This window comes from Pseudomonas sp. ok266 (genome assembly GCF_900110195.1).
GTDB lineage: Bacteria > Pseudomonadota > Gammaproteobacteria > Pseudomonadales > Pseudomonadaceae > Aquipseudomonas > Aquipseudomonas neuropathica.
This window is the reverse complement of sequence record NZ_FOCU01000002.1, coordinates 1-16,167: the sequence shown is the minus strand read 5'-3', so window position 1 is coordinate 16,167 and position 16,167 is coordinate 1. Positions and strand designations below refer to the sequence as shown.

Sequence of the window (16,167 nt, the reverse complement as noted above, 5' to 3'; positions counted from 1 at the left end):
ATCCCTTTGAGGCTCATCTATGAAGTTCTCCTCGATTCTCTTGTTGTCCCTTGGCCTGGTCAGTGGTTTTGCTTCCGCAGGCGGCACCACCGAAGCAGGTGTGGGCGGCGCATTGGGCGGGGTTCTTGGCTCGGTCGTCGGTCAGTCCTTAGGCGGCAATACAGGTTCCACCATCGGCGCAGCCTTGGGCGGCGCGGGTGGTAGCGCGGTTGGCGCCGACAAACGCAGCCGTGGCGAAGCCGCCATCGGTGGTGCGCTGGGCGCAGCCGGCGGTAACGTGGTCGGCCGCAGCATGGGCGGCACCACCGGCAGCCTGATCGGCTCCGCAGCAGGTGGCGGCGCCGGTGGCGCGCTGGGCAACTACATGGGCAACAAGAGCGATGACGACGATCGTCGTTACGATCGCCGCCATGATGATCGTCGCTACTATCGTGACGACCACCGTGGTCGCGGCCATGCCTACGGCCACCGCAAGCATCACAAGTACTATCGCGACTGAGGCCTCAAACACCTCGCTGGCCGGTAAAGCAAAATCGCAGCCCAAGGGCTGCGATTTTTTTTGCCGTTTACACCACCAGGTATTCCAGTGCCTGTCGCAGTTCAGCAGGGATCGGCACCGGCTGATTACTCGCCCGATCGACGAATACGTGAACGAAGCGCCCGGCCGCACACGCCTCGCTTTCACCCACCTTGAACACCGCCAATTCGTATTGCACTGAACTGTTGCCCAACTTGCCGACTCGCAGACCGATCTCGATCAGATCCGGGAAGGCGATCGAGGCGAAGTAATCGCACGCCGAACTGACTACAAATCCCACCACCTCACCGTCATGAATATCCAGACCACCGACCTGAATCAGGTAAGTGTTCACCGCCGTGTCGAAGAAGCTGTAGTAGGTGACGTTGTTGACGTGACCGTAGGCGTCGTTGTCGTGCCAGCGTGTGGTGATGGGCTGGAAGTGTGGGTAGTCGGTGCGCTGAGGGGTGGACATGGTTGGGCTGGTTCTCTTGTTTTTTGAGTGAGGCTGCTTGCCCTCACCCTAGCCCTCTCCCAGAGGTAGAGGGGACTGACCGAGGTGTTCTCTCGAAATACACCGACCTGATCCTTCGAGTCGAACTCAGATGCTGAAACCCACGCAGATCGGCTCCCTTCCCCCTCTCCCCCCTGGGGGAGAGGGCTGGGGTGAGGGGGAACGATTTTGGCCGCGACATTACACTTGAGCAAACCCCTTATCCTGCGCCACCAACTCACCAATCAACCGCGCCGGTTTCCACTGATCGCCCTGCCGCGTCTCCAGCGCCAACAGCCGCGAATGAATATTCGCCAGCCCTTGCTGATCCGCCCAGGCCATCGGCCCGCCCTTGTCCGCCGGGAAGCCGTAGCCGTTCAGGTACACCAGATCGATGTCGTGTGCAGACTCGGCAATGCCCTCCTGCAAAATCTTCGCACCCTCGTTGACCAATGCCAGAAGACTGCGCTCCAGGATCTCCTCAGGACCGATCTCGCGGCGCTGGAAGCCCAACCCTTCGCTGACCTGCAATACCAGCGCATCGACCTCAGGATCGTGCTCAGCCTGACGACTGCCCGGTTCGTAATGATAATAACCGTTGCCAGACTTCTGCCCGAACCGGCCCATCTCGCACAAACGGTTATCCACCTGCACCTCTGGCGCATCCTGGCCCTTGCCGGCCAACTCGCGTGCACGCCATTCCAGATCAATGCCGACCACGTCGTACATGCGGAACGGCCCCATGGCAAAACCGAAACCTTGCAGCGCTGCGTCGACCTGCTGTGGATAAGCGCCCTCAAGCAACATCTTGCGCGCCTCGAGGACATACGGATGCAGCATGCGATTGCCGATAAAACCATGGCAGTTACCCGACACCACACTGACCTTGCCCATGCGTTTGCCCAGTGCCAGTGCCGCCTCCAGCACCGTCGCAGAGGTCTGTGCGCCGCGAACGATTTCCAGCAGTTTCATGATGTGCGCCGGGCTGAAGAAATGCAGGCCCAGCACCTGATTCGGACGCTTTGTCGCTGCGGCTATCGCATCGATGTCCAGCGCCGAGGTATTGCTTGCCAACAAGGCCTCAGGCTTGAGCAAACCATCCAGCTCACGAAAGATCTTCTGCTTCAGCTCAAGATTTTCGTACACCGCCTCGATCACCAGATCGACATTGCGAATCGCCGCATAATCCGCTGCCGCACTGACCCGCGCCAAACGCGCATCCGCTTCGGCCTGATCAATCCGTCCCTGGCGCACGTTGTGTGCATAAGTCTCGGCCACAGTGGCGAGTGCCTGTTCAAGCATCTGTGGATTGTTATCCACCCAATGCACCGTCACGCCGGCATTGGCCAGACACATGACAATGCCCCGGCCCATGGTGCCCGCGCCGATCACCGCGGCTTGCTGAATATCGAAGGTTGTCTGGCCCATGTTGTTCTCTTGTTGGCGATCCAAAGACAGACCTCAACCATAGTCAGCCAACGACGGTTTTTGAAGTTTATTACCGTGATGATCGACATTCAGCGGATGGATACAGCCCTGCTTTTGTGGGAGCGAGCCTGCTCGCGAAAGGGTCATCACATTCAAAATAGTGTTGCCTGATGTACCGCTTTCGCGAGCAGGCTCGCTCCCACAAGGGCTCTTGCTCAACCGAGCAAATGATCATCAGCCCAGCTGCGGACTTCGGCGTAGGGATATTCCTCCAACGCAGCAAACCCGGGAATAGCGCGCGCCTTGAGCTTGGTGAACAACGGCACGCTGATCCCACACAAAAATCGCGTCAACCGCTCAGCCGTTGGAATCACCCCGCTGTACTGCTCATGCCTGTGGATAAAATCACCACACAGCGCCGCAAAGTTTTTATCCACAAGTGCTGGCAACTCCGGTGGTGCCGGCAACCGCGCCACTTGACCATGACACACCGAACAATGCCCACACCGCTCAGGCGCATTGTGATCACCGAAATACTCCGCCAGGCGATAACCCAGGCAGCGTTCGGTGGCGAATACCTCAAGCATGGCGTGGATGCGCGCCACTTCGGCCTGCTCATGCCGGGTGAAATACTCATGCAGCTCGGCACTCAGGGCATCGCTGTCGAAGTCGCTGTGCAGCAGGCTGTAGACCTCGGTCATCTGCTTGCTTTCCAGCTCGACCCAACCCTTCTCCTGGAAGTAATCCAGCGCCTTCACCACTCGATTGCGCTCGGCGGAATACTGCGAATACATCGCCTCGAAATTCACCGTGGCCCAGGTGCGCGCGCGCGCCGAGGTCTGAATGATTGCGCCGACAAAATCCCTGCGCTCACCGTCGAAGCGCTCAAGCAGCGCTTCGGGTTCCAACAGGTATTTGAAACGGTATTCGGCGTAATAGGCGTAGCGCGGCGCGATCAAACCGCGCAGTTCCAGTTGCACCAGCAAGGTCTTCAGCGGCAGTGCACGTATGTTGCTTTGATCAGCCAATGGCCCGAGCAGAAACTCCCACTGCCCTTCCGGCACCGAGGCCTTTAGCTCATCGAGTACATAGCGAATGCCGTCGCGCTCCGGCGTATCGCCGTAGACGAAGTTTTCCAGCACATTGAGGCTGTCGCGATTGGCCAATACCAGACAATCCGACGGCTGCCCGTCACGCCCGGCGCGGCCGATTTCCTGACTGTAGTTTTCGATGGATTTGGGCAGGTCGAAGTGCACGACATTGCGGATGTCACTCTTGTCGATGCCCATGCCGAATGCGATGGTCGCGACGATGCAATTGGACTGCCCAGCCATAAAGCGCTTCTGGATCGCCTCGCGTTTGTCGTGGGCTAAACCGGCGTGATACGCCTCGGCCTGAATGCCGTTGCGCTCAAGGTGTTCAGCGATGTGCTCAGCAGTTTTCTGCAAGGTCACGTAGACGATGCTCGGCTGCCCCGCACGCTCGGTCATCCACTCGACCAGCCGCCGGCGCTTGTCCTGGCCACGTACCGGTTCCACCAGCAGATTGAGGTTGGGCCGGTAGAAGCCCGTGGTCACCACATCGTCAGCGGCGATAGCGAATTTGGCCTGCATGTCGGCGATGACTTTCGGCGTTGCCGTAGCGGTCAGCAGCAAGGTTTGCGGGATGTTGAACTGGCGCTGATAGTCCGGCAGCTTGAGATAATCGGGGCGGAAGTTATGGCCCCACTCCGAGATGCAATGCGCCTCGTCCACCACCAGCAGCGAGATGGGTACCTGCTGCAAAAAGTTGCGAAAGCGCTCGTTTTTCAAGCGCTCCACCGAGATCATCAAAATCTTCAATTCACCCGAGCGGGCGCGGGCCATCACGTCATTGGCATCATCGCGACTCTGCGCCGAATCGATGCTGCCAGCCGAGATACCGTGTCGCTGCAAAAAGGCCAGTTGATCCTGCATCAACGCCAGCAACGGCGAGACTACCAACGTCAGGTGCGGCAGCATCAGCGCCGGCAATTGGTAGCAAATCGACTTGCCGGAACCGGTGGGAAAAATCGCCGCTGCCGAGCGCCCGGCCAGCACCGCGCTGATCGCCGCCTCTTGCCCGGGTCGAAACTGTGGGAAACCAAAAACCTGTTCCAGGGTGTTGTGCATTCGCTGTCACTCCATTGACTGCTGCCATGCCAACAGCCTAGCGGGCGATCGCAGCGAGTCGAGAAAAGGTCGGGGCCAAATCGATTCGGAATGATACAGCGATTACTTGATTGCCACGGTCCCTGTGGGAGCGAGCCTGCTCGCGAAGAGGCCAGTCAGAACAACACCACACCGAAGGTTCAGGGGCGCAACACCGCCACCCGCAACTGCTCATTCAGCATCTGCTCATGCACACCTTGGCTCTTGCTCGCCCACAGCGCATGAGCCGGGCTTATGTCCCCCGTGAACGCTGCCGCCAACTGCCGCAGGTCAGCGACGCTGCGCACACGCGGGCAGAACAGTTGTTCATCACAGCTCTGACTGGCGTTGCGATAGGTGCTCAACAACCCCTCCCAGAGGCCATCACGCACGTGGCGAATCGACTTCAATTGCACGTGGGGCACACCGAGTCGCTGCTCAAGCCCTTCCTCATCCAGTGCTTCGCTGGCCAACAGAGCTTTGGCGAACATCAACACTTCACCGCGCGCCGCCGTGTCCATGCTCGCCTGGCTGATGATTGCCTCCGGCCAATCGGTGCGATCGAGGCAATCCAGCACCCACGCATTGCCAATGTCAGAGGCCATCGCCAAACGGCAAGTGCCCAGCCCGAGCAATAAAATCGCAGCCATTCGTAGCCAGTGCATACCTAATTCCCTTTAAGCGCGTGTCAGACGTTTGGAAACGCCCTACAGATTCTGGCGCGCACGATACAGCGGTTTACCGCGAATCGCCTGACAATCACGTAGGAATTATTACGCCTAAGGGTTTTGGCCTGAAAAAGCTGCGAAAACACGTAGGGTATTTCCTCAAAACACGGAAAACCCCCTACGAATACTGTCCATTGCGGCTGTCTTGTCCCACAGAGAAACGCCCTTCTATAGTGGCCGGCGCGGCTGCAAACACTGCACCAGCCCGCCCCAGCGCCTTCGAACAGGACACGCCTCACATGATCAACCGCTATCGCCCCCTCAAGACTTGCTACAGCGAAAACCCGGTACTGCTTATCGACAGCCACTCCAGCCAGACTGACCTGATCAATGCCGCCGATCAACGCCTGCGCGCGGCCGGGGATTTGCTGGAAACGCTCTACTGCTTATGTTTCAAACAGGCTGACGTGAAAGATATTCCAAACATCGTTAACGCGCTTTATCTGCTGGTTCAGGATGGTTGTGACTTGCTTGAAGTGGCCAAACAAAAACCACCACAAACAACATATAACTAAAATTTGCTACAAACTCGGAAACACCAGAACTCTTTATTTATATATGAAACCCGCACTAACTTGTTCGCTCTTACAACTAAGCGAGAGCAACACCATGACAGTTTTAACCATATTTTTTTGCGGCACTGGCTCCAACAAGTTCGATACCGCCCATGAAAATTTCTGGGACGGCGAACTGGTTTCAACACTGGCCGCCAATCATACCGGCCGTGAGTTCGCCGAATGGATCATCGTCGACGGACCTGGCAGCGGCAACCTGCAAGCTGACGATCTGTTCACCAAAACCAAGGAGTACGGCCTTACCGGCACACTGTTCGGTAAAGGCTGGGAGGAAAACGTGCAGCATGCCGTCAATGTTATCAAGGGCAAGTGCGACTGGCAGCGTGAGCAACTTACCGAGGCCGAATACAACCGCCTCAAAGCCGCTGGGATTCCCATTGAAGATGTAAAAGTCGAGGGTTCGTGGTTCTGGCGTAAATATAACTACGGTGATCGCAGCGTGACCCAACAAAAGTTACAGGAGCAGATCATCAAGACATTTCGCAAGGATGGCGTTATTCCCACTCAGGCCAATCTGGTGGGCTGGAGCCGAGGTGGTGTAAGTTGCCATATGCTGGCCAATGCGATGCTCAATGATCGCGAGCTGAATAATATCCCGGTGAATATATTTGCCCTTGATCCGGTACCAGGAATCGGCAACTTCCAGGATGCGCGCGTCAAACTCGGCGCCAACGTCAAAGAATATGTCGCCTTCTATGCCCGCGATGAACGCTCCAAAGGGTTCAGCTGCGTCATTCCACAAACCGCCACCGGCACTAAAACCTGCGTCTACCCGATGGCCGGTCGCCACGCGACCATGGCCGGCAACGCCACAGCTGACGGTGGCGTGCCTGCCAGCGCAAGCGACCTGAAAACCCTGGTGGAACCTGGCCGCATCGTTCGCCACCTCGCCGAAACCTGCCTCAAACGCTGGGGCGTACAACTGAACAAAACCCTGCATCTGAGCGAAACAGATCTGCTGCGCCTGACGGGCGCCATCGTCGCCGACGAAGCGCGCTACAAGCAGATGCACAGCGTTTCTTACACCTACTTCACCGAACTGGATAAAGGTGAGCGCTATGTTTCGCTGGGCAGCAAAGGCGTGCCGTTTTCGGCGGTGAAAGGCGCGATCTACGCGCCGGCTACGGGGCTGACGACGAGCCTATTGAACGTTGCGGAGTATCGGATTATTGGTTGATGGCGCTGGGGGTGTGAGCGGACGAAAAAACCTACAGCAATAGCCTATCCGCTATTCGTCCAGTTCCTACAAACCTAGACTCCGTTACCGCCTATCGCGGCTTGGTAAGTCAAATCTATAGTCGTAACTGTCGCTGCCAAATCAGCGACTCGGGTTTGGTCACCTGAAATTGAGAGAGAGAAACTACGCATGCCCTTGTATGCTTGCCGCCATCTATTGTGCGGCATGCTTTATGGCGGCTGTGTTTGGGACGCTTCGGCGTACACGGAGTTCTCTCTCTCTGGTTGACCAACCCGAACACAGTCGCCTCCCATCGTTTGGTCATGATGGCGGCGGCTATTGGAACGCCTATAGAGAGAAGAACAATGAAAGCATGGAATCCGCTTACCCCTGATCGCTACCGCCCACTCGAATCAAACCTCACCGACACCAAGCCCCTGATCATCGACACAACGGCCAACCCGCAAGACATCCTCGAATGCGCCGTTCAGCGCCTGCGCGCTTCAAGCGACCTACTACGCACCCTCTACTGCCTCAACTTCAGACAAGCCGACGTCGAAGACATCCCCCACATCACCCACGCCCTTTATCTGCTGACACAGGATGGCTGTGACCTGCTGCAAGTCGCACAGCAGCAAATGCTCAATTGGAAGGATCCAGCCTGAAAACAATCTCAGGCAGGTGTGTTTCCGACAAGAATCGCCTGCCTCACGAACGAACATAATTTTGGACACTCGGTGTCTACTGCCAGGAGTTGAATTTTGCAAACTACTATTGATTGCGTACGATGGACGCCACTGTTCAGCCAAGAGTTTGCCTCCATGACCACTGAAACCATTGATCACAGCACTCTCAGTCGCCTGATTGAAAACGGCTCTGTAAAAAGCACAAGTATCGTCGCCAAGTCTGGTGGCTGGGCGATCCAAATTCAGCATGGCAATGAAGAATATCTGCTAACAGCGCAACGGAGTGGCCAGGTGCGCCTGTTCAAAAGGCTTGAAACACTGGTGACCTATTTGAGAGGACTGGGTATCAACCAGTTCGATGTTGACGCTTCCAGCTATGACCCATCGCAAATGAAAACATACGCTCGTCCTGATCGCGCCGAAGCAATGAAACAAGCGCATGAGGCAGCCGCATATGACGAATGGTTCAAACGACAGGTACAGATCAGTATTGACGATCCAAGACCTAGTATTAGCGATGAAGAAACCCGCCGAATATTTGCCGCCAAGCGTGATGCCCTGCGTAAACGAGTGCGCTAATGAAGTTGATTTGGCGTCCGGAGACGCATATTGACCGAGAGCGGATTATGGATCGTATTAGTCAGGACAACCCTGAAGCAGCGGCTGACCTCGATGAAATATTTGAATCAAAAGGGGAGCTCGCCCGACAGCGTCCAACGCTGTACAAAAAGGGCAGAGTTGAAGGAACACGGGAAATCGTCGCAACCCCCAGTTACGTCATCGTTTACACGATCAAAGACGAATGTGTGGAAGTATTGAGAGTGATGCATGCCAGGCAAAAATGGCCGTGATCACGTCAGACAGTTGAGTGATGGGGCGCTCAGAAGGTTGAATGACCCAAGGGTAAACGTAACTCCTTGCCCCCCGGCCAACTGTAATTATTCCGTTTTTATCACCCCAAAAGCGAAGGAATTTTAGCTTTATGGCCAGGAGAACCTCGCCGCTACTTCCGAAGGTTGCACGACTCTTGAACGATCTTGGTGAGCGCCTGAAACTGGCCCGTCTTAGGCGCAGACTCACTGCAAAACTAGTCGCTGAAAGAGCTGGAATGTCAGTCATGACATTACGCTCACTGGAAGCAGGTAGTGCAGGCGTCACAATGGGAGCGTACTTGTCAGTGATGCACGTACTAGGTCTCGAGCAAGATCTGAATCTTCTGGGTTCCACGGATGAACGCGGTTACCGACTGCAGGACTCCAGGCTTCTTTCCTCCAAGACTTCACTCGGCAAAAAATCAGCGAGTGAACCGAGTCTCGATATTCCAAAGCAAAGAAAACTACCGACTTCACACACGAGCGTTATCGAAGCCGCGTATGTGAGTCAAGACAAACTCAAGAACTTCCCAATGAATACTCACTCGCTGTCTGAATTGCTGACGCGAAAGCCCTCGCAGGGCACATAGCAAGAAAAACGCCCACAAAAAAGCCGCCCCAAGGGGCGGCTTCTTCATTGACGACAGATCTTACAACTTCGGCCCTGCAGCCTTGATCGCGTCGCTCACTTCGAACTTCTTGAAGTTCTCGATGAACAGACCGGCCAATGCCTTGGCAGCCTCGTCGTACGCAGCCTTGTCAGCCCAGGTGTTGCGTGGGTTGAGCAGGTTGGTTTCAACGCCCGGTACGGCCAGTGGCACGTCGAGGTTGATGGTGTCGAGGTGTTCGGTGGCTGCACCGATCAGCGCGCCGCTCTGGATCGCTGCGATCACCGCGCGGGTGGTCGGGATGTTGAAGCGTTTGCCGACACCGTAGCCGCCGCCGGTCCAGCCGGTGTTGACCAGGTAAACCTTGGAGCCGAAGCCGCGGATGCGCTTGATCAGTAGCTCTGCGTATTCGCCAGCCGGGCGCGGGAAGAACGGTGCGCCAAAGCAGGTGGAGAAGGTCGACTTGATGCCGCTGCCCGAACCCATTTCAGTCGAGCCCACCAGTGCGGTGTAGCCGGACAGGAAGTGGTAGGCCGCTTGTTCTTCGTTGAGGATCGACACTGGCGGCAGCACGCCGGTCAGGTCGCAGGTCAGGAAGATCACCGCGTTTGGCTCGCCGCCCAGGTTCTTCTCGGAACGCTTGGCAACGTGCTCCAGCGGGTACGCGGCGCGGCTGTTCTGGGTCAGGCTGACATCGGCGTAGTCGGCGTGCTTGGCGTCGTCGATGACAACGTTTTCCAGCACTGCGCCGTGCTTGATGGCTTTCCAGATCACCGGCTCGTTCTTCTCGGAGAGGTCGATGCACTTGGCATAGCAACCGCCTTCGATGTTGAACACCACGCCTTCGCCCCAACCGTGTTCGTCGTCACCGATCAGGTAACGGCTTTCGTCGGCCGACAGGGTGGTTTTACCGGTGCCCGACAGACCGAAGAACAGGGTCACGTCGCCTTCTTCGCCGATGTTGGCAGCGCAGTGCATTGGCAGCACGTCAGCGGCCGGCAGCAGGAAGTTCTGCACGGAGAACATGGCTTTCTTCATCTCACCGGCGTAACGCATGCCAGCGATCAGGACTTTCTTCTGTGCGAAGTTGAGGATCACGCAACCGTCGGAGTTGGTGCCGTCACGCTCAGGCACGCATTCGAAGTTGGCCACGTTGAGCACTTGCCACTCTTCACGACCGGCCGGGTTGTACTGGGCCGGGTTGATGAACAGGCAACGACCGAACAGATTCTGCCAGGCAGTCTGGGTGGTCATTTTCACGGCCAGGTAGTGATCTTCCGCCGCGCCTACATGCACGTGGGACACAAAGTGCTCTTGCGCGTTGTTGAAGGCTTCTACGCGAGCCCACAGCGCGTCGAACTTGTCGGCCGGGAACTTGCGGTTGATCGGGCCCCAGGCGATAGCGGCCTGGGTGGAAGGCTCTTCAACGATGAAACGGTCAACAGGCGAACGACCGGTGCGGTGACCAGTGCGAACAACCAGAGCGCCGGTATCGGCAAGCTCGCCCTCACCGCGGTTCAGGGCTTCTTTAACCAGATCATCAACACTCAGATCGGTGTACACGGCGTTATTGGCTTGCGTCATGAGGTTCCCCGTCGGCCAGTGGCCGAGTGTGCTCCAAACGTTTTGTAGTAGAAAGTCGTGCACTACTACCGCGAAAAAAGTGGGCCGGATTATGCCAGAAAAGCCCAAAAAGAGTAGGGTCCTCCCGTCGTAACGGCGAAATTCCGTCGTTACGCAGTGAATTTACCTGCGCTGAACCGTTTTAGTGCCGGGTATCTGACGGCGTGTCGACGCCTGCGCCAGCGAACAATTGAGCAATATCGGCTGCGTCGAACAGGTACTGCTGGTTGCAGAACTGGCAATCGATCTCGACAGTGCCGCCGTTCTCTTGAACCAATTGCTGTGCATCCTCAAGACCCAGACTGACCAGCGCGTTGCCCGAACGCTCGCGTGAGCAGGTGCAACGGAAGCGCAGATTCTGCACATCGAACAGGCGCACCTGCTCTTCATGGTAGAGGCGATGCAGAACGGTTTCGTTGTCCAGGCTCAACAACTCATCGGCGGTCAGCGTGCTCGCCAGTGCCGTGAGGTGCTGCCAGCTGGCGGCGCGCTCTTCTTCGTCTTTCAGGCGATCGGCCGGCAGTTGTTGCAGCAGCATCCCGCGGGCGCGGCGGCCGTCAGCGAACAACTTGAAGCGCGTGCCGACTTGTTGCGACATGACGAAATAGTTGGTGAAGCACTCAGACAGGGTTTCGCCATCAAGATCGACGATGCCCTGGTAACGCTGGCCAATCGTCGGGTCGACGGTCAGGGTCAGGTCACCGCCCGGCATCAGGTCGGCAAGGCTCGCGTCCGGCTTGATCCGCTCAGCGTCATAACGCGCCAGACCACGAATTTCGCGCTCGCTGGAGCATTCGATCATCAGCAGCGGGATCGGCCCTTCGGAACGCGCCTGCAGAATCAGCAAGCCATCGAACTTCAGCGTGCCCACCAGCAACGAGGCGGCCGCCATCAATTCGCCCAGCAATTGCGCCACCGGCTCCGGGTACGGGTGCTTGGCGAGGACTTCGGCGTAGCTGCGTTCAAGCGCAACCAGTTCGCCGCGCGTGTCGCTGTCATCGAAGATGAAACGTTGGGTGAAATCGGTATCCGCTAGCTCGGTCATAATTTTGGGTATCTGAATGTGGTGACAAAATGGTTACAAGGCGTGAAAATTTGCGCTTCTTGGCACTCTTTTTGGTGCCGACTGCTCTGCCATGGGAGGCATTTTATGAACAATCCGGGTTTGTTCCAATCTAGGTGGAACCTCGGCCGGCTGGTTCTGTGCAACGTAGTGCCACTGGCGCTACTGGCTTTCTGGTTATGGCCTACGGGCAACTCGCTGTGTGTGATTTTCGACGAGTGGCTGTTCCGCTTGCTCAATGCACCGCTGGCCAGCAACCCGATATGGCTCCACATCTGGGCAATTGCAAGTCTGCGTCCGTTCGACATCGTTGTCGGTCTGATCTTGCTGACGCTGCTGATCAAGGGCGACTGGGTCTTCAAGGCAATTGATGTGCGTCGTGCGTTCTTCGGTTTTTTCTCGATCCTGCTATTGATGGTGGTGATTCGCGCACTGTTTTCCAAATTCGCCGACCACATGGACTGGCAGCACAGCAGCCCGTCGATGGTGCTGGAAGGCGCGGTGCATATCAGCGATTACTTCCCGCACATGGAGAAGACCTGGGAGCTGAAGGATCGCTCGAGCCAGAGCTTTCCCGGTGACCATGCTTCGGTGCTGCTGATCTGGGCGCTGTTCATGGGCGTGTTCAGCCGCACGGTCGGGCAGTTTGTGGCGATCTGGGGTCTGGCACTGTTGTTCATGCTGCCGCGTCTGGTGGCCGGTGCGCATTGGGGTCAGGACGATTACATCGGCGGTATGCTGCTGGCGGTGTGGGCGTTGGGCTGGGGTTACTACACACCGTTTGCTTATCACGCCTCGAATTTCTGGCTGAAGGTGACTTCGCCGATTTTCAATCTGCTGAGCAAGTTGCCGCTGGTTTCGCGAATGAGTGTGGTGCGTAGCGCCTGATACCGAGCTGGCTTCGGCGAGGGCTGCTCCCTCGATTCGCGAGCAGGCTCGCTCCCACAATTGATCAAGTATCCACTGGAGGAACCGGATCTACTGTGGGAGCAACCTTGCTCGCGAAGAGGCCAGCACAAGCAGCCCGGAAACGTCGCGCTTACTCGTCGTTGCTGCTACCCCGAAACTTGAACAAATCCCGCCGCTGCTTCTTGCTCGGCTTGCCGTCGGTACTCACACCCAACGCCCCCGCCTTGCGCATTGCCGCGGCCGCTTCACGTTTGGCAATACTCGCCTCGGTCTCCGCGTACAACGTCTGCGCCTCCGGTGCGCCGCGCCGCACAATCGACAACGCCTCGACCTTCACCGTACGCACCTCGAACCCGGTACGAATCTCGAACTCATCGCCGATGCGCGGCTCTTTGCCAGGCTTGCAGCGCTCACCGCGACAATGCACCTTGCCGCTTTCGATCGCCGCTTTGGCCAAGGCACGGGTTTTGTAAAAACGCGCGGCCCATAGCCACTTGTCGAGACGAACCTTGTCGTCCTCTTCGCTTTTTTGCGCCATTTGAATTCCTCGTTCAGCCAGTAGTCGGAACTGTACTACCGTTTCTGTCGGGCGCAACAACTCGGCCCTCCAGATAGACTGTGATCTTGGCCGGTGCACCGGCATGGGGGTGCTCGAATGACTAAATTTCCCTCTTCATTGACTTCGACTCACACCGGTTGCCAGGGCTGCCAGCACAGTGAACCGTTGGGCTTCGATTTTGACTTTGCCTATCAACCCATCGTGGATCTGCGCGATCAGTCGGTTTTCGCCCATGAAGCGTTGGTCCGTGGGGTGAGCGGTGAAGGCGCATTCACTGTGTTGAATCAGGTTACAGAAGAAAACCGCTACCGCTTCGACCAGCTCTGCCGGACCCGCGCCATCAAAGGTGCGGCTGATCTTAATATGCAGACACACTTGTCGATCAACTTCATGCCCAACGCCGTCTATCGTCCAGAGCTGTGCATTCGCAGTACGCTCGAAGCGGCAAAAAAGCACTGTTTCCCGCTCGACCGACTGATTTTTGAAACCCTGGAAAGCGAGCACGTAGATAACTATCGCCATTTGACCAATATTCTGCGTGAATACCGCGAATTCGGCTTCAAGACCGCCATCGACGATTTCGGTGCCGGTCATTCGGGGCTCAATCTGCTGGCTGATTTTCAACCGGACCTGATCAAACTCGACATGGCGCTGATCCGCGATGTCGATCAAGACCGTGTTCGTCAGGTGATCGTTCGGGGGATTGTCACAATCTGTGCGGAGTTGGACGTTACAGTCATTGCCGAAGGCATTGAGAGCGCCGGTGAACGGGATTTCCTGGCGGACTGTGGAATATTTCTGATGCAGGGCTACTGGTTCGCCAAACCTGCATTCAAAGCGTTGGCCCGGGTTTCGCCTGAGGCCTGGACGCGTTAATCGTTGGTTTTTTCTATTGAAGACATTTGACCATTTGACCGTTGTCGGTCTGCGCGAGTGGGTGGCGCTCCCGGATTTGGGAGTCGCAGGCCTGCGAGCGAAAATCGACACCGGCGCCAGCACCTCCAGCCTGCATGCCACCGACATCGAGCCGTTCGAACGCGACGGCCAGAAGTGGGTACGTTTCACCGCACACCTGGGCACGGTGGTGCAATTGCGTCACCGCCGCTGCGAAGCGCCACTGGTGACGCGCAAAACCATCAAAAGCTCCAACGGTCATGCCCAGGAGCGCTATGTGATTAGCACCACTCTGGCCCTGGGTGATCGGGTCTGGCCGATCGAGTTCACCCTCGCCTGCCGCAAGTCCATGCGCTATCGCCTGTTGCTCGGTTCCAAAGCCCTGATCGATGGCCATCTGGTCGTCAATCCGGGCATCAAGTATGTACAAGACAAGCCGGTGTTCCCGGTATCTACCTCTTCCACAGGTGTTGCATGAAGATCGCTGTGCTGTCGCGGAACCCGCGTCTGTATTCCACCCGCCGTCTGGTCGAAGCCGGAACCGAGCGCGGGCATCAAATGGTAGTGATCGACACCTTGCGCGCCTACATGAACATCGCCAGCCACAAGCCGCAGATCCACTATCGCGGCAAACCGCTGGAGGGTTTCGACGCGGTGATTCCGCGGATCGGTGCGTCGGTGACGTTTTATGGCTGCGCGGTGTTGCGTCAGTTCGAAATGATGGGGGTGTTCCCGCTCAACGAATCGGTGGCCATCGCCCGTTCACGGGACAAGTTGCGTTCGCTGCAACTCCTGTCGCGGCGCGGCATCGGTCTGCCGGTGACCGGTTTTGCTCACTCGCCGGATGACATTCCCGACCTGATCGACATGGTCAACGGCGCGCCACTGGTGATCAAGGTGCTGGAAGGCACGCAGGGCATCGGTGTGGTGTTGTGCGAAACCGCGACCGCCGCCGAATCGGTGATCGAGGCGTTCATGGGCCTGAAGCAGAACATCATGGTTCAGGAATACATCAAGGAAGCGGGCGGTGCGGATATTCGCTGCTTCGTGGTCGGTGACAAGGTCATCGCAGCGATGAAGCGTCAGGCCAAGCCGGGCGAGTTCCGCTCCAACCTGCATCGTGGCGGCAGCGCCAGCCTGATCAAGATCACCCCGGAAGAGCGCATGACCGCATTGCGCGCGGCCAAGGTCATGGGCCTGGCGGTGGCGGGTGTGGATATCCTGCGTTCCAATCACGGGCCGCTGGTGATGGAAGTGAACTCGTCGCCGGGGCTGGAAGGGATCGAGACCACCACGGGGAAGAATGTGGCGGGGATCATCATTGAGCATCTTGAGAAGAATGGCGGGCCGAATATGACCCGGACCAAAGGCAAGGGCTAGAGCGAAGAGCTAGAGCCCCTCACCCTAACCCTCTCCCATAGGGAGAGGGGACTGATTGGGGGATATTGGAAAACTCCGCCGACATGATCGATCTTTACCGAATCCATAATCGACTCGGACTTTCAGGTCGATGTATAACGCAAGACACCTCGGTCAGCTCCCTCTCCCTCGGGGAGAGGGCTGGGCGGGGTAAAGACCGGGTACATCCTTTACGTTTGAGACCGGGGACATGGTTTACAGGTATCAATCATGGTCAGGAGGTGCTGACCATGCCCTGGAAACAAGAGTCCCCAATGGATCAACGAGTGAAGTTAATTAGCGATTGGCTCAGCGGCAGCTACACCAAAAGCCAATTAAGCCGGCGGTATGGCGTCAGTCGTCCAACCATCGACAAGTGGCTGGAACGGTATGCAGCGTTGGGCGTGGATGGCTTGAAAGAGCAGTCGCGTAAGCCGCTGAATTGCCCTCACCAAACTTCCGATGAAAT

At 57.2% G+C, this 16,167-nt stretch carries 19 protein-coding genes; 12 read left to right on the top strand and 7 right to left on the bottom strand.

Features of this window, described 5'->3' with window-relative positions; genetic code table 11:
* Positions 1-19: 19 nt before the first annotated feature.
* Positions 20-499 carry a glycine zipper domain-containing protein gene (locus tag BMY54_RS03650; protein WP_093429994.1) on the top strand — a complete coding sequence of 160 codons (480 nt, stop codon included), beginning with the start codon at positions 20-22 and terminating at the stop codon, positions 497-499.
* 67 nt (positions 500-566) lie between these two features.
* Here BMY54_RS03650 and BMY54_RS03645 read toward each other — a convergent pair whose 3' ends face one another.
* The 4 genes from BMY54_RS03645 to BMY54_RS03630 form a co-directional block, all read right to left on the bottom strand.
* Entirely contained in the window at positions 567-992 is a 426-nt protein-coding gene (locus BMY54_RS03645) for an acyl-CoA thioesterase (RefSeq protein WP_093429993.1), read from the bottom strand.
* Between the two features lie 219 nt (positions 993-1,211).
* Positions 1,212-2,438, bottom strand: a complete 1,227-nt coding sequence (locus tag BMY54_RS03640; protein ID WP_093429992.1) for a 3-hydroxyacyl-CoA dehydrogenase — start codon at positions 2,436-2,438, stop codon at positions 1,212-1,214.
* A 215-nt stretch (positions 2,439-2,653) separates the two neighbouring features.
* Entirely contained in the window at positions 2,654-4,588 is a 1,935-nt protein-coding gene (locus BMY54_RS03635) for a RecQ family ATP-dependent DNA helicase (protein ID WP_093429991.1), read from the bottom strand.
* A 179-nt stretch (positions 4,589-4,767) separates the two neighbouring features.
* A complete protein-coding gene (locus tag BMY54_RS03630) occupies positions 4,768-5,271 on the bottom strand; it encodes a polysaccharide deacetylase (protein ID WP_093429990.1) in 504 nt (167 codons plus the stop codon).
* Positions 5,272-5,573: 302 nt separating this feature from the next.
* Here BMY54_RS03630 and BMY54_RS03625 point away from each other — a divergent pair, with 302 nt between their 5' ends.
* The 6 genes from BMY54_RS03625 (at position 5,574) to BMY54_RS03600 (ending at position 9,234) form a co-directional block, all read left to right on the top strand.
* Complete coding sequence (locus tag BMY54_RS03625) at positions 5,574-5,849, top strand: hypothetical protein (protein ID WP_007917948.1); 276 nt, start codon at positions 5,574-5,576, stop codon at positions 5,847-5,849.
* Between the two features lie 94 nt (positions 5,850-5,943).
* Positions 5,944-7,086, top strand: a complete 1,143-nt coding sequence (locus BMY54_RS03620) for a hypothetical protein (RefSeq protein ID WP_093429989.1) — start codon at positions 5,944-5,946, stop codon at positions 7,084-7,086.
* A gap of 365 nt (positions 7,087-7,451) precedes the next feature.
* Positions 7,452-7,751: a hypothetical protein gene (locus BMY54_RS03615; RefSeq protein ID WP_093429988.1), complete on the top strand. Its 300-nt coding sequence runs from the start codon at positions 7,452-7,454 to the stop codon at positions 7,749-7,751.
* 156 nt (positions 7,752-7,907) lie between these two features.
* The gene (locus BMY54_RS03610) at positions 7,908-8,351 is read left to right on the top strand and encodes an antitoxin PaaA2 family protein (protein ID WP_093429987.1); all 444 of its coding nucleotides are present in this window, start codon (positions 7,908-7,910) and stop codon (positions 8,349-8,351) included.
* Positions 8,351-8,623: a type II toxin-antitoxin system RelE/ParE family toxin gene (locus tag BMY54_RS03605; protein WP_093429986.1), complete on the top strand. Its 273-nt coding sequence runs from the start codon at positions 8,351-8,353 to the stop codon at positions 8,621-8,623. Before BMY54_RS03610 ends, BMY54_RS03605 begins: the two co-directional genes overlap by 1 nt.
* 131 nt (positions 8,624-8,754) lie before the next feature.
* Positions 8,755-9,234, top strand: coding sequence for a helix-turn-helix domain-containing protein (locus BMY54_RS03600; RefSeq protein WP_093429985.1), 480 nt, complete (start codon positions 8,755-8,757; stop codon positions 9,232-9,234).
* Between the two features lie 60 nt (positions 9,235-9,294).
* On the opposite strand, the gene BMY54_RS03595 is transcribed toward BMY54_RS03600, so the two are convergent.
* Positions 9,295-10,836 (bottom strand): phosphoenolpyruvate carboxykinase, encoded by a 1,542-nt coding sequence (locus BMY54_RS03595; RefSeq protein ID WP_025110978.1) that lies wholly within the window; start codon positions 10,834-10,836, stop codon positions 9,295-9,297.
* 181 nt (positions 10,837-11,017) lie between these two features.
* Positions 11,018-11,920 carry an Hsp33 family molecular chaperone HslO gene (hslO, locus tag BMY54_RS03590; protein ID WP_093429984.1) on the bottom strand — a complete coding sequence of 301 codons (903 nt, stop codon included), beginning with the start codon at positions 11,918-11,920 and terminating at the stop codon, positions 11,018-11,020.
* Positions 11,921-12,025: 105 nt separating this feature from the next.
* Here hslO and BMY54_RS03585 point away from each other — a divergent pair, with 105 nt between their 5' ends.
* Positions 12,026-12,826, top strand: a complete 801-nt coding sequence (locus BMY54_RS03585) for a phosphatase PAP2 family protein (RefSeq protein ID WP_093429983.1) — start codon at positions 12,026-12,028, stop codon at positions 12,824-12,826.
* Positions 12,827-12,977: 151 nt separating this feature from the next.
* Here the strand turns inward: BMY54_RS03585 and BMY54_RS03580 are convergent, their stop codons facing one another.
* On the bottom strand, positions 12,978-13,385 hold the full coding sequence (locus BMY54_RS03580; RefSeq protein WP_007917939.1) for an RNA-binding S4 domain-containing protein: 408 nt from the start codon (positions 13,383-13,385) through the stop codon (positions 12,978-12,980).
* A gap of 117 nt (positions 13,386-13,502) precedes the next feature.
* Here BMY54_RS03580 and BMY54_RS03575 point away from each other — a divergent pair, with 117 nt between their 5' ends.
* The 4 genes from BMY54_RS03575 to BMY54_RS03560 form a co-directional block, all read left to right on the top strand.
* The gene (locus tag BMY54_RS03575) at positions 13,503-14,282 is read left to right on the top strand and encodes a S6 modification regulatory phosphodiesterase RimA (RefSeq protein ID WP_093429982.1); all 780 of its coding nucleotides are present in this window, start codon (positions 13,503-13,505) and stop codon (positions 14,280-14,282) included.
* 49 nt (positions 14,283-14,331) lie between these two features.
* Entirely contained in the window at positions 14,332-14,778 is a 447-nt protein-coding gene (locus BMY54_RS03570; protein ID WP_175559556.1) for a retropepsin-like aspartic endopeptidase RimB, read from the top strand.
* A complete protein-coding gene (gene rimK / locus BMY54_RS03565; protein WP_093429980.1) occupies positions 14,775-15,680 on the top strand; it encodes a 30S ribosomal protein S6--L-glutamate ligase in 906 nt (301 codons plus the stop codon). The genes BMY54_RS03570 and rimK overlap by 4 nt, the downstream gene beginning before the upstream one ends.
* Positions 15,681-15,949: 269 nt before the next feature.
* The coding region (locus BMY54_RS03560; protein ID WP_139213378.1) for a helix-turn-helix domain-containing protein at positions 15,950-16,167 on the top strand (218 nt) is incomplete at its 3' end.

Excerpts from the sequence above, each read along its gene's own strand:
- BMY54_RS03650 (WP_093429994.1), top strand. The coding sequence starts at position 20 with ATGAAGTTCTCCTCGATTCTCTTGTTGTCCCTTGGCCTGGTCAGTGGT.
- BMY54_RS03645 (WP_093429993.1), bottom strand. The coding sequence starts at position 992 with ATGTCCACCCCTCAGCGCACCGACTACCCACACTTCCAGCCCATCACC.
- BMY54_RS03640 (WP_093429992.1), bottom strand. The coding sequence starts at position 2,438 with ATGGGCCAGACAACCTTCGATATTCAGCAAGCCGCGGTGATCGGCGCG.
- BMY54_RS03635 (WP_093429991.1), bottom strand. The coding sequence starts at position 4,588 with ATGCACAACACCCTGGAACAGGTTTTTGGTTTCCCACAGTTTCGACCC.
- BMY54_RS03630 (WP_093429990.1), bottom strand. The coding sequence starts at position 5,271 with ATGCACTGGCTACGAATGGCTGCGATTTTATTGCTCGGGCTGGGCACT.
- BMY54_RS03625 (WP_007917948.1), top strand. The coding sequence starts at position 5,574 with ATGATCAACCGCTATCGCCCCCTCAAGACTTGCTACAGCGAAAACCCG.
- BMY54_RS03620 (WP_093429989.1), top strand. The coding sequence starts at position 5,944 with ATGACAGTTTTAACCATATTTTTTTGCGGCACTGGCTCCAACAAGTTC.
- BMY54_RS03615 (WP_093429988.1), top strand. The coding sequence starts at position 7,452 with ATGAAAGCATGGAATCCGCTTACCCCTGATCGCTACCGCCCACTCGAA.
- BMY54_RS03610 (WP_093429987.1), top strand. The coding sequence starts at position 7,908 with ATGACCACTGAAACCATTGATCACAGCACTCTCAGTCGCCTGATTGAA.
- BMY54_RS03605 (WP_093429986.1), top strand. The coding sequence starts at position 8,351 with ATGAAGTTGATTTGGCGTCCGGAGACGCATATTGACCGAGAGCGGATT.
- BMY54_RS03600 (WP_093429985.1), top strand. The coding sequence starts at position 8,755 with ATGGCCAGGAGAACCTCGCCGCTACTTCCGAAGGTTGCACGACTCTTG.
- BMY54_RS03595 (WP_025110978.1), bottom strand. The coding sequence starts at position 10,836 with ATGACGCAAGCCAATAACGCCGTGTACACCGATCTGAGTGTTGATGAT.
- hslO (WP_093429984.1), bottom strand. The coding sequence starts at position 11,920 with ATGACCGAGCTAGCGGATACCGATTTCACCCAACGTTTCATCTTCGAT.
- BMY54_RS03585 (WP_093429983.1), top strand. The coding sequence starts at position 12,026 with ATGAACAATCCGGGTTTGTTCCAATCTAGGTGGAACCTCGGCCGGCTG.
- BMY54_RS03580 (WP_007917939.1), bottom strand. The coding sequence starts at position 13,385 with ATGGCGCAAAAAAGCGAAGAGGACGACAAGGTTCGTCTCGACAAGTGG.
- BMY54_RS03575 (WP_093429982.1), top strand. The coding sequence starts at position 13,503 with ATGACTAAATTTCCCTCTTCATTGACTTCGACTCACACCGGTTGCCAG.
- rimK (WP_093429980.1), top strand. The coding sequence starts at position 14,775 with ATGAAGATCGCTGTGCTGTCGCGGAACCCGCGTCTGTATTCCACCCGC.